Origin of the sequence: Janthinobacterium sp. 75 (assembly GCF_004365495.1) — a bacterium.
GTDB lineage: Bacteria > Pseudomonadota > Gammaproteobacteria > Burkholderiales > Burkholderiaceae_D > Janthinobacterium.
In genome coordinates this window covers 483,895-495,079 of the sequence record NZ_SORD01000001.1, presented here as the reverse complement: position 1 = coordinate 495,079, position 11,185 = coordinate 483,895, and the positions used below count along the sequence as shown (strand labels likewise).

At 61.4% G+C, this 11,185-nt stretch carries 11 protein-coding genes and 1 tRNA gene; 9 read left to right on the top strand and 3 right to left on the bottom strand.

The window, feature by feature from the left end; genetic code table 11:
- Positions 1–18: 18 nt before the first annotated feature.
- Both C8C89_RS02335 and mutM read right to left on the bottom strand, forming a co-directional pair.
- On the bottom strand, positions 19–1,920 hold the full coding sequence (locus C8C89_RS02335) for a dynamin family protein (RefSeq protein WP_133988805.1): 1,902 nt from the start codon (positions 1,918–1,920) through the stop codon (positions 19–21).
- A gap of 21 nt (positions 1,921–1,941) precedes the next feature.
- Complete coding sequence (gene mutM, locus C8C89_RS02330) at positions 1,942–2,778, bottom strand: bifunctional DNA-formamidopyrimidine glycosylase/DNA-(apurinic or apyrimidinic site) lyase (RefSeq protein ID WP_133988804.1); 837 nt, start codon at positions 2,776–2,778, stop codon at positions 1,942–1,944.
- A 166-nt stretch (positions 2,779–2,944) separates the two neighbouring features.
- Here mutM and C8C89_RS02325 point away from each other — a divergent pair, with 166 nt between their 5' ends.
- The 7 genes from C8C89_RS02325 (at position 2,945) to pth (ending at position 9,089) form a co-directional block, all read left to right on the top strand.
- On the top strand, positions 2,945–4,747 hold the full coding sequence (locus tag C8C89_RS02325; RefSeq protein WP_133988803.1) for a tetratricopeptide repeat protein: 1,803 nt from the start codon (positions 2,945–2,947) through the stop codon (positions 4,745–4,747).
- Positions 4,748–4,825: 78 nt separating this feature from the next.
- A complete protein-coding gene (locus tag C8C89_RS02320) occupies positions 4,826–5,464 on the top strand; it encodes an outer membrane lipoprotein LolB (RefSeq protein ID WP_101483610.1) in 639 nt (212 codons plus the stop codon).
- Positions 5,461–6,345, top strand: coding sequence for a 4-(cytidine 5'-diphospho)-2-C-methyl-D-erythritol kinase (gene ispE, locus C8C89_RS02315; RefSeq protein WP_101483611.1), 885 nt, complete (start codon positions 5,461–5,463; stop codon positions 6,343–6,345). Before C8C89_RS02320 ends, ispE begins: the two co-directional genes overlap by 4 nt.
- A gap of 88 nt (positions 6,346–6,433) precedes the next feature.
- Positions 6,434–6,510 (top strand) — tRNA-Gln (locus tag C8C89_RS02310).
- 150 nt (positions 6,511–6,660) lie between these two features.
- Positions 6,661–7,611: a ribose-phosphate pyrophosphokinase gene (locus C8C89_RS02305; protein ID WP_034753270.1), complete on the top strand. Its 951-nt coding sequence runs from the start codon at positions 6,661–6,663 to the stop codon at positions 7,609–7,611.
- Positions 7,612–7,777: 166 nt separating this feature from the next.
- A complete protein-coding gene (locus tag C8C89_RS02300) occupies positions 7,778–8,389 on the top strand; it encodes a 50S ribosomal protein L25/general stress protein Ctc (protein ID WP_101483612.1) in 612 nt (203 codons plus the stop codon).
- A 115-nt stretch (positions 8,390–8,504) separates the two neighbouring features.
- The gene (gene pth, locus C8C89_RS02295) at positions 8,505–9,089 is read left to right on the top strand and encodes an aminoacyl-tRNA hydrolase (RefSeq protein WP_133988802.1); all 585 of its coding nucleotides are present in this window, start codon (positions 8,505–8,507) and stop codon (positions 9,087–9,089) included.
- On the opposite strand, the gene C8C89_RS02290 is transcribed toward pth, so the two are convergent.
- A complete protein-coding gene (locus C8C89_RS02290) occupies positions 9,090–10,187 on the bottom strand; it encodes a serine hydrolase domain-containing protein (protein WP_101483613.1) in 1,098 nt (365 codons plus the stop codon). It lies immediately after the preceding gene.
- A 118-nt stretch (positions 10,188–10,305) separates the two neighbouring features.
- Between C8C89_RS02290 and C8C89_RS02285 the strand changes: the two genes are divergently transcribed.
- A complete protein-coding gene (locus C8C89_RS02285) occupies positions 10,306–10,881 on the top strand; it encodes a hypothetical protein (protein ID WP_101483614.1) in 576 nt (191 codons plus the stop codon).
- Positions 10,881–11,114 (top strand): helix-turn-helix transcriptional regulator, encoded by a 234-nt coding sequence (locus C8C89_RS02280; protein WP_101483615.1) that lies wholly within the window; start codon positions 10,881–10,883, stop codon positions 11,112–11,114. The genes C8C89_RS02285 and C8C89_RS02280 overlap by 1 nt, the downstream gene beginning before the upstream one ends.
- Positions 11,115–11,185 lie beyond the last annotated feature (71 nt).

The following is an 11,185-nucleotide window of genomic DNA, read 5'->3' as shown; positions in this document are numbered from 1 at the left end:
TTCCAGTGTTCGGTTGTTTTATGTTGCGCTGGCCGTGCGCAAGGCGGCAAGCAATTGTGCCAGCTGCGCCTTGTCGCGTTCGAGCGCTGCCAGGCTGGCTTCGAAGCCGGCGATCTTCTGTTCCAGGCTGCCGGTGGCGTCGTGGATGCGCTGGATCGAGGCAAAGCGCAGTTTCAGCTGTTCCTTGTACTCGACGATCTGTGCTTCGAGCGGCGCCATGATGACTTTCAGCCAGGCGCTGGCGTCGTCGTTGGCGTTGGTGAAACTGCGGCGCACGCGCGAGGCGATGGTGTCGAAGAATTTCTCCATCAGCACAACCCGGCTGGTGGTGAGCAGGGTCGCCGTGCCGAACTGCTTATGGTAGACGGCTTCGATATCGGCGATCTCCTGGCGGTAGCGGGCCAGCGAAAACGGCATCGGCAAGGCCAGCGCCAGGCCATGTTCGGTGGCGAACTTGCGGTACATTACATTCATCATTTCCGTGATCTCGGCTGTCTTGCCTTCCGAGCGGTCCAGGTTTTGGGCGATGCGTTCGAAATACTGGCGCACGGCTTCGCGCAGGCCCGTGAAAAAGCGGCTGCGCTGCATGGCGGCGCGCACGCTGTCGATATCGTCGCGCACGATGTCCATGCCCAGGCTCGTATAGAGTTCCGTCGACAGGCGGGTAAATACGGCGCGCGTCGCCTGCAGCTTGAACAGGCTGCTGTCGAATTCCTTCTTCTCGATATCGATGCGCCGCATCATGTGCGCGATCACGCTCTGGTTCTTGCCGCGCAGGCTGTGCAGCTCGTGCAGCTGCTCGGCGATGCCGCGCGCGCGGGCCGCCGCCTGCACCTGCTGCGCCGCTTCGATGGCGTCCAGATCGAACGCCAGCTGACGCCGGATGATGTCCTTGCGCGCGGGGATCAGTTCCTCGAAAAGGGCCGTCTCCAGCGGCAGCAGGCGGCTCTTTTCCAGCAGCGCCGCATCGTGGTTGATCTTGCCCACCAGGGCCTTTTGCGCCGACACGGGAAACACCTGGCCAGCGTCCAGGGCCAGGAGATGTGCCACGCTGGCCTGCTGGCGCTCGATCGCCTGCGCCACCTCCAGGTCGCCGCGCAATTCATCCCACATGCTGTCGATCTTGTTGAGCACCACCAGGCGGCCGGCGCCAGCGCCGATATGGTTGCGCCAAACCTCGATGTCGCTGCGCGTGACACCCGTGTCGGCGGCCAGGATGAACAGCACCGCGTGCGCATTCGGGATCAGGTTCAAGGTCAGTTCCGGTTCCGTGCCGATGGCGTTCAAGCCCGGCGTGTCGAGGATGACCAGGCCCTGTTTCAGCAGCGGATGGGGAAAGTTGATGATGGCGTGGCGCCACATGGAGATTTCCACATGGCCGTCCTCGTCGAGCATGGCGGGTGCATCCGCGTCGTCGGCATCGTACAGGCCGTAGCGCGCTGCTTCTTCCACGCTGACTTTTTTCGTCAGGCTGACCTGGCGGATGGCTTCCTGCATGTCGCCGCCCGCATCGATGTTCAGGGGCAGGACGGTCCAGGCGGCGGGCAGGTCGCGGTAGTCGCTGGTTGACAGGTTCTGTGCGCGCGTCTCGATGGGCAGCAGGCGGATCGATGGCTGCCATGCCGGGTCGTACAGCAGCTCGGTGGGACACATGGTGGTGCGGCCCGCGCCCGAGGGCAGGATGCGCTGGCCGTAGTCGGCAAAGAAGATGGCGTTGATCAGCTCGGATTTTCCGCGCGAGAATTCCGCCACGAAGGCCACGGACAGGCGGTCGTCAGTCAGGCGGGAAACGCAGCGGGCCAGGCGCAGCGCGGAAGCGCCGTCGACCAGGCCAGCCGCGCTGGCGGCTTGCCGGTATGCCTGCAAGGCCGCCAGCACATCCTGGCGCCATGCGCTGTATTGTTCCAAGTCCCTGACCATCTGGCTCCCTTTGCGAGTGACTTACTTTTGACAATTCACGCAGTAAAACGTGGAACGTTGTCCTTGCACGATTTGGCGGATCGGCGCGCCGCATACGCGACATGGCTTGCCCGCGCGGTTGTAGGTGAAATACGTCTGCTGGAAGTAGCCAGACTGGCCGTTTACGCCGATGAAGTCGCGCAAGGTGCTGCCGCCTTGCACGATGGCTTCGGCCAGCACGTCGCGTATCGCCTGCGCCAGTTTCTCATAGCGCGCCAGGCCGATGCGCCGGGCCGGCGTCTTCGGGTTGATCCCCGCGCGAAACAGGCTCTCGGAACAATAGATATTGCCCACGCCGACGACGATGTCGCCCGCCATCAGTACCTGCTTGATATTGGTGCCCTTGTTGCGTGTTTTTTCGAACAGCAGCTGGCCCGTGAAGCCGCCTTCCAGTGGTTCCGTACCCAGGCCGCGCAGCAGCGCGTGGCCGTCCAGCGGGCCGTCGGCCTCGTCGTGCCACAGCACGGCGCCGAAGCGGCGCGGGTCCGTCATGCGCAGCACCTGGCTGCCGCCGTCCGCATCTTCCACGACAAGGTCGAAATGATCGTGCTTTTGCGCCTCCGTCCCCGTTGGCAGCACGCGCAAATGGCCCGACATGCCCAGGTGGATAATCAGCGTGCCGTGGCGGAAGTGGATCAGCAGGTATTTGCCGCGCCGCCCCGTCAGGCCGATGGTTTGGCCCGACAATTGTTCGCCAAGGGCCGGAGGGAAGGGCCAGCGCAGGCCGTCGCGGCGGAGCACGACGGCGCGCACGGCGCGGCCCTCGATGTGGGGCGCGACACCGCGTCGTGTGACTTCGACTTCTGGCAATTCTGGCATAGGGCTCGAATGGTTGAAAAGCGGATAAAAACAGGCAGCTTGCCGGCGGATGGCTGGCCCGGGCACGCCATGCCGCCACGACGTATATATTTCGTTACATACGTGAAGTACGCGATAGCCGCGTTGGGCGTAGAATCAAACTTTGCCGTTTAGCCAGGATCAGCCTTTGAAAAACGCTTTCGCCATTGTAACCTTGTCCGCCCTGATGGCCACGCATGCCATGGCACAGACGCCTGTCGCCCCCGCTAATGCTGCGGCCGGCCCCTCTACGGCCGCGCCCGTCGCGCCACAGGAAGAGGGCGCCGAGTCCAAGGCGGGCGCCAAGGAGGACGCCAAGGCGGAGGGTTTGCCGAAGGTCGAATTGAGCAGCGACTTGCTGTACAAGCTGACCAAGGCCGAAATGGAATTCAAGAGCGGCCAGTGGCAAGGGCCGTACGTGACGATGATGGTGGCGGCGCAGCAGACGCGCGACCCGCGCCTGGCGCGCCGCGCTTCCGAAATGGCGCTGTCTGCCAAGCAGGGCGGCGAAGCGCTGGCCGCCATCCGCCTGTGGCGCGAGCTGGCGCCCGACTCGGACGAGGCGACGCAGTTCTTCCTCGGCTTCGTCGTGTTGACGGACAAAATCGAAGAAGCGGAACCGATTTTTGCCGAGCGCCTGGCCAATGCGCCGGCGGGCGCCCGCGGCGTGGCCCTGTTCCAGATGCAGCAGATCCTGTCGCGGTCGAATGACAAGCTATATGCCTACTCGATGGTGACGCGCCTGGTGCAGCCTTACCTGGACATGTTCGAGGCCCATCTGGTGCTGGCGCAGGGCGCCCTGTCGATCGGCGAGCGTGAGCGCGCCATCGGCGAAGCGAACAAGGCGCTGGCGATCAAGCCGAACTCCGAGCTGGCCGTGTTGACTCTGGCGCAGGTGACGGGCGAACCCGAGGCGGCAGGCAAGGTGCTTGCCACATTCCTGCAAAAGAATCCGGACGCCGTCGAAGTGCGCGGCGCGTATGCGCGCCTGCTGGTTGAGCAAAAACAACTGGAGCCGGCGCGCGATCAATTCCTGCTGCTGCTGAAAAGCCAGCCCGATAACGTGGGCGGCCTGTACGCGCTGGGTATCGTGGCGCTACAGCTGGAAGACACCAAGGGCGCCGAGCAGTACTTCAAGCGCTTCCTGGCCGTGCTCGAAAAGTCTCCTGGCGACACGCGCGATCCGTTCAAGGCCCTGATGATTTTGTCGCAGATCGCCGAGACGCGGGGCGACACGGCGGGCGCCATCGCCTGGCTGGACAAGGTCGACAACAGTGCATCAAGCGGCTACGTCGAGGCGCGCTTGCGCCGCGCCCAGCTGATCGCCCGTGGCGGCAATCTTGATGCGGCCCGCAAGGCGCTGACGGAAATCGAAACGGACGATCCGGCAAGCCAGGCACAGGTGCTGCTGGTCGACGCGCAATTCCTGCGCGACGCCGGCTATGTGCAAAGCGCCTATACGGTGCTGGAAAACGCCTTGCTGCGTTTCCCCGACAATCCCGAACTGCTGTACGACTACGCCTTGCTGGCCGAACGCCTGGATAAACTCGATTTGATGGAGGCCAGCCTGCGCCGCGTGATGGCGCTGGCACCCGACAACCAGCATGCGTATAACGCCCTGGGCTACTCGCTGGCCGAACGGGGCATCCGCCTGGAGGAGGCCCATGCGCTGATCGAGAAGGCGCTGCAGATGGCGCCGGGCGACCCGTTCATCATGGACAGCATGGGCTGGGTGCAGTTCCGCATGGGCAACCTGGCCGCGGCGGAAAACGCCTTGCGCCGTGCCTATGCCGTGCGCAGTGATCCGGAAATCGCCGTCCACCTGGGCGAAGTGCTGTGGCAGAAGGGTGACAAGGAAGAAGCGCAAAAACTGTGGCGCGATGCGCAAGGCAAGGACCCGAAAAACGAGGCCCTGAAAAGCACCCTGGCGCGCCTGAATGTCAGTTTGTAACGCAATGTTAACTAAAATATGGGGTCAGGCCCGACGGGTCTGACCCCAGCTTTACGCTGCTGGTTCTTTATTATTCCCATGCCAAAAAAACTCTTCCCCCTCACGCTCGTCTGCCTGGCCCTGTCGGCCTGCTCGACCCTGACCTCTCCCTTTTCGTCCGGCGCCGCGCCATCGTCGCAAGCGGTGGCGCCTTACCGCGAGCAGCTGGAGCTGACGGGCCGCTTGAACGTGGTGTATCAGAAGGATGACAGGCCCGAATCGGCCACCGTCAATTTCAACTGGCAGCAGACGGCGCAGCGCACGGACGTGACACTGTATTCGCCCGTCGGCAGTACCCTGGCCACCATCGCCGTCACGCCGCAGCAGGCCGTGTTGACGCAAAGCGGCAAGGCGCCGCGCAGCGCGCCCGATGTTGATACCTTGAGCGCGCAGATGCTGGGCTGGTCCTTGCCCGTGTCGGGCTTGCGCGACTGGCTGCAGGGCTATGCCGTGGGCGCCGATGGCAAGCGCTTTGTCGCTTCGCCGGCCAACGACAGCGTGACCACCAAGGATGGCTGGCGTTTGCGCTATGTGTCGTGGCAAGATGCTGCAGACAATACACCGGGCGCCTTGCCCCAACCGCGGCGTATCGATGCGGAACGTAATGCCAGCGCGCAGGCCGATGCCGTCTCGCTGCGCATCGTGCTCGATCCTGCCCCTTCCGCACCTGCACCATGACACTGACGACTCTGAACAATTGCCCGGCCCCGGCCAAGCTGAACTTATTTCTACACGTCAACGGCCGCCGCGCCGATGGCTACCACCTGCTGCAGACGGTGTTCCAATTGCTCGACCATGGCGACACCTTGCACTTCGCGCTGCGCGACGACACGGCGATTGTCCGCGTGACGGCCCTCGCCGGCGTGCCGGAGGAGCAGGACCTGATCATCCGTGCCGCCAGCTTGCTGCAAGCGGAAGTGCTGCGCCGCACGGGCGCCTTGCCGCGCGGCGTCGATATCGCCATCGACAAGGTGTTGCCCATGGGGGGAGGCCTCGGCGGCGGTTCGTCCGATGCGGCCACGGCCCTGATGGCATTGAACCGACTGTGGCAGGCGGGTTTGACGCGCGAGGAATTGATGGCGCTGGGCTTGCCGCTGGGTGCCGACATCCCGTTTTTCATCTTTGGTGAGAATGCCTTTGCCGAAGGCGTGGGCGAGGCACTGCAGCCCGTCACCACGCCCGAATGCTGGTATGTGGTGATCGAGCCGGGCGTGCAAGTGCCCACCGCGGCAATTTTTTGCGCGGAAGGCTTGACGAGAAATACCGAACCCGTCACAATAGCGGACTTTTCCAGGTACCTCGCAGAAGGAAACGATGCGGGCGGGTTTGGTAAGAATGATTTACAGCAAGTGGCATGCAGTCTTTTCAAGCCGGTAGCAGATGCGGTAGAATGGCTGGGTGCTTACGGTGAGGCCAGGATGACTGGTTCCGGTGCTTGTGTGTTTAGTGCGTTTGGCAGTCAGGAAGAAGCGGATGCGGTGCTCAGCAATGTGCCACCAGTCTGGATCGCCTGGAAGGCAAAAGCGCTGAGTCGCCACCCGATGCTCACGCTGTTGTAAAGCAAAGCAAGCAGCAAAAAAAGATTTTGCTTAGCGTCAAATAGTCGGTATAATACTGGCCAACATGACGGCAAGCAGTCAGTAACGTAGGGGAATCGCCAAGCTGGTTAAGGCACTGGATTTTGATTCCAGCATGCGAAGGTTCGAATCCTTCTTCCCCTGCCACCATTTCACCGTAGTCTGTCGATGCGAAGTTAGCGTCCAGTGCGGGAAAAAGCAGATATGTCGCCACGCGGCATATTCTAAACAATGACTGACCGGGCCCATGCCCGGTTAGTGCTTTTCAAGACTTCTATATCACCTCTTGGGACTCCCATGGCTTACGAAAACCTGATGGTTTTTACCGGCAACGCGAATCCAGCGTTGGCAGAGGGGGTCGCAAAAAACCTCGGCATCCCTCTCGGTAAAGCAAACGTTTCGAAATTCTCCGACGGCGAAGTAATGGTCGAGATTAACGAAAACGTGCGCGGCAAGGATGTTTTTGTTTTGCAATCCACCTGTGCTCCAACCAACGACAGTCTGATGGAAATCATGCTGATGGTTGATGCCTTGAAACGTGCTTCCGCTGGCCGCATCACTGCCGCGATTCCTTACTTCGGCTACGCCCGCCAAGACCGTCGTCCACGCTCCGCGCGTGTGGCGATTTCGGCCAAGGTGGTGGCGAACATGCTGGAAGAAGCCGGTGTCGAGCGCGTCCTGATCATGGACTTGCACGCTGACCAAATTCAAGGTTTCTTCGATATCCCAGTCGACAATATCTACGCTTCGCCAATTTTGCTGGGTGACCTGCAAAAGAAAAACTACCAGGATCTGCTGGTCGTGTCGCCGGACGTCGGTGGTGTGGTACGTGCGCGCGCCCTGGCAAAACGCCTGGGCTGCGACCTGGCCATCATCGACAAACGCCGCCCAAAGGCGAACGTGTCCGAAGTGATGAACATCATCGGTGAAGTCGAAGGCCGCAACTGCGTGATCATGGATGACATGGTCGACACGGCAGGCACCCTGACCAAGGCTGCCGAAGTGCTTAAAGAGCGCGGCGCGAAAAAAGTCGTGGCGTATTGCACGCACGCGGTGCTGTCCGGCCCGGCGATCGACCGTATCTCGGCTTCGCCACTCGATGAGCTGGTCGTGACTGACACGATCCCCCTGTCCGAAGCGGCCCTGGCCTGCGGCAAGATCCGTCAATTGACGTGCGCGCCGCTGCTGGCCGAGACGTTCAAGCGCATCATCAAGGGTGATTCGGTTATTTCCCTCTTTATCGACTAATTCGGTAAGTAGAAACAGACGTAATGCCTGCGGCGCGACCGGCTTTTTGCCTGTTGCGCCGCAGTGTTTTAGTTTTCGGGGCGCGTATGCGCCCATTTCCGAGGATTCCTGGTCGCGGGAATCTTCATAACACAAGGCATCTGCCTTGTTCTTCTTGGAGTATCACATGAAAGTTATCGCATTTAAACGCGAATTGCAAGGTTCCGGAGCGAGCCGCCGCCTGCGCATTTCCGGCCAAACCCCTGGTATCGTCTACGGTGGCGCTGAAGCCCCGGTGCTGATCTCGCTGGATCACAACGCCCTGTACCACGCGTTGAAAAAAGAAGTGTTCCACTCGTCGATCCTGGATCTGGAAATCGACGGTGTTTCCCAGCAAGTTCTGTTGCGCGACTTCCAAGTCCACGCATACAAACAACTGGTTCTGCACGCTGACTTCCAGCGCGTTGACGCTAAGCAAGCTATCCACGTGAAAGTTGCTCTGCACTTCATCAACGCTGACGTTTCCCCAGCAGTCAAACTGCATGGCGCGACCATCAGCCACGTTGCCAACGAAATCGAAGTTTCGTGCCTGCCAGGCCAACTGCCAGAATTCATCAACGTTGACCTGTCGAACATCGACGTCGGTCACTCGTTGCACATCGGCGACCTGGTCCTGCCAGCTGGCGTGACCGCTGTCACCCACGGCGCCAACCTGACCATCGCTACCGCTTCGGTACCGGCTGGCCACGTTGCTGCTGAAGCTGAAGCAGCCGCTGCTGTTGACGCCGACAAGAAGTAATTTTGCCGCCGCAGTAATGCGGTAGTTGCAAGGAAAAACCCGCCAGGTTCGCCGCGCGGGTTTTTTTCTGCCTGTTTTCACCGATAATGTTTCCTTTTTCATTGCAGACACAGCCATGCCCATACGCCTGATCGTCGGCCTCGGCAACCCGGGACCCGAATACGAACAAACCCGTCACAATGCCGGTTTCTGGCTGCTGGACAATCTTGCCAACAGCTTGCCCGGCACGCACTTGCAGCGCGATTCGCGCTATAACGCCATGCTGGCCAAGACTTCCATCGGCGGCAACGAAGTCTGGCTGCTCGAACCGCTGACCTTCATGAACCGCTCGGGCCAGTCCGTGGGCGCGCTGGCGCGCTTCTTCAAGATCGCCGCCGATGAAGTGCTGGTGGTGCACGACGAGCTCGATCTGATGCCCGGCATTGCGCGCCTGAAGAAAGGCGGCTCGGCCGGCGGCCACAATGGCTTGAAAGACATCACGGCCGCGCTGGGCACGCAGGATTACTGGCGCTTGCGCCTGGGCATCGGCCACCCGCGCACCCTGAGCCTGCAGCAGCAAGTAGCCGATTTCGTGCTGCACCGTCCGCGCCGCGAAGACCAGGAGCTGATCGAGCAAGCCATCGACAAATCCTTGCAGGTGATGCCGCAGATCGTCGAAGGTAAGTTCGAGGCAGCGACCATGAAGCTGCATACGGCATAATTATTTGGTGGCCTTGCCGAAGCTGGCCATGATTGTTTTCGCCATCTGCTGCTGGCTGGTCTGGGCGCTGCTGCCTTCGCCCGCGTTGGCGGCGATCAGCAAGCCGTCGCCGCTGCCGGGCGCCAGCGCGATCAGCGCGTGCCAGTAGCCGTTAGAACCCAGGTGGGTGAGCACGCGCTGCGGCGCCTGGGGCGGAAAGTGCATCACGCCCCAGCCCAATGCCGCATTCGTGTCGCCCTGCGCCGTGTGCAGCAACATATACGTTTCCTGCTTCAGCAGCTTGCCCTTGCCTTGCTCGCCGTGCAGTTGATCGAGCGCAAACTTGGCCCAGTCTCGCATGCTCAGGTGAATTTCTCCATCGGGTGCCATCATCAGCGGATTGCTGGCCATCAAGCCGGCAATCGGCTTGTTTTCCTTGTGCCCCAGATTTTGCCCCCGCACGGTGGGGCCGAAGGCGGCCCGCATGCCCAGCGGGCCGAACACTTCGGCCTGCATCAATTCTTCATATGTCTTGCCCGTGGCGCGCTCGGCGATGGCGGCGGCGATCATGGCGCCGCTGTTCGAGTAATGCGATTCACCGCGCGGCGTGGCCACCGGCGCGTCGGCCAGCGCGCGCTGCGCGTATTCCAGGCGCAGCAGCGGCAATGGCCGCGTATCCGTGTAGGTGGAATTGATCCATGCTTCGTCCGGATTCGGCGGCAGGCCGGCGCGGTGCGACAGCAGATCCATCAGGTTGACGTCGCGGTACTCGGCGCGCATGCCGCCTGCCAGCGCGGGCAGCATGCTTGACAGTGGCGCATCCCACGACAGCACGCCCCGTTCCACCAGACGCGCGATCAGGGTCACTGTCATGGCCTTGCCGTTGGAACCGATATTCCACACGTCATCAGCGCGCACGGCGTCATGCCCGTCATTGGCCCGCACGCCCGCTTGTGTCTGTGCCTCGATCTTGCCGTCGCGGATCACGAGTATGGCCATGGCCGGCACGCTCTTGTCTGCCAGCGCCTGCTGCAGCATGGCATGCAAGTCATGGGCGCGGGCGGCGCCGCTGAGCAAAAAGGCGGTGCTGCAAACGAGTGAGGCAAGCAGGGTTTTCATGGTGTCTCCAGTCGATAAGGGTGGGGTAACATGTTAAAATGGTCGCAAAACATGATTTAATTATTGTTTTACGATAATTTATTCTAGCAACACTTTACGCATCCGTATACTTTTGAATATGAAAAAAAATCCAACGGGACCGGCGGCACTGAGCCGGCGCGTGCGCTACGGCGTCTCGGCGTTCTTTGTGCTGTACCTGCTGCTGACGGTGCTGGGCTGGCTGGCGCCTGCGCCGGCAGCGCGCGGCAGCCTGGGCAGCGCCGGCATGTATGAATTGCTGCTGCAGTTGCAGAGCCAGCCATTCGCACGCCTGGCGGCCATGCCCTTGTGGCAGCGGGGTCTGGGCCTGGCGCTGGCCTTGCCAGCCTTGCTGGTGCTGGGCGATGCCGTGCGCCAGTTGGCCCTGGTCTTGCGCCAGTTCGAGCAGGGCGTGTTTTTTACGCCGCAGGTGGCGCAGCGCTTTCGCCGTTTTGCCGGCGGCTTGCTGCTGGGAACGGTGTTGACGTTGCTGGAGCCGACCGTGCGCGGCATGCTGTTTGGTTTGCTGGAAGAGGGAACGAGCCAGTTGCGCCTGGTCATCGACATCACGGGCGGCGACTTGTGGACCTTGCTGCTGTGCACGGTTTTCCTTGCGCTGGCGCAAATCCTCCATGAAGGCCAGCGCCTGGCCGATGAAAACAGCGGGTTCATCTGATGGGCATCGTCGTGCGCCTCGACCTGGTACTGGCCAGGAAAAAAGTGAAATCGAAGGAGCTGGCGGCCTTCATCGGCATCACGGAGCAGAACTTGTCCCTCTTAAAATCGGGCAAGGTGCGCGGTGTGCGTTTCGATACGCTGTCGAAAATTTGCGAGATGCTCGAGTGCCAGCCTGGTGACATCCTGGAATTCGATGCGTCGCAGCCGGACGACGCGGACGATGCGCCCTAACAGCAGAGGGGGCGGTTTTTTTGAAGAGTAGGGTGCATAGAGGTACAATTGACCCTTAGAGCATTAATACA

Bases quoted from the DNA above. Each gene is read 5' to 3' on its own strand.
- C8C89_RS02285 (WP_101483614.1), top strand. From the start codon at position 10,306: ATGAAAAAAAATCCAACGGGACCGGCGGCACTGAGCCGGCGCGTGCGC.
- pth (WP_133988802.1), top strand. From the start codon at position 8,505: ATGCCCATACGCCTGATCGTCGGCCTCGGCAACCCGGGACCCGAATAC.
- C8C89_RS02300 (WP_101483612.1), top strand. From the start codon at position 7,778: ATGAAAGTTATCGCATTTAAACGCGAATTGCAAGGTTCCGGAGCGAGC.
- C8C89_RS02290 (WP_101483613.1), bottom strand. From the start codon at position 10,187: ATGAAAACCCTGCTTGCCTCACTCGTTTGCAGCACCGCCTTTTTGCTC.
- mutM (WP_133988804.1), bottom strand. From the start codon at position 2,778: ATGCCAGAATTGCCAGAAGTCGAAGTCACACGACGCGGTGTCGCGCCC.
- C8C89_RS02305 (WP_034753270.1), top strand. From the start codon at position 6,661: ATGGCTTACGAAAACCTGATGGTTTTTACCGGCAACGCGAATCCAGCG.
- C8C89_RS02335 (WP_133988805.1), bottom strand. From the start codon at position 1,920: ATGGTCAGGGACTTGGAACAATACAGCGCATGGCGCCAGGATGTGCTG.
- ispE (WP_101483611.1), top strand. From the start codon at position 5,461: ATGACACTGACGACTCTGAACAATTGCCCGGCCCCGGCCAAGCTGAAC.
- C8C89_RS02280 (WP_101483615.1), top strand. From the start codon at position 10,881: ATGGGCATCGTCGTGCGCCTCGACCTGGTACTGGCCAGGAAAAAAGTG.
- C8C89_RS02320 (WP_101483610.1), top strand. From the start codon at position 4,826: ATGCCAAAAAAACTCTTCCCCCTCACGCTCGTCTGCCTGGCCCTGTCG.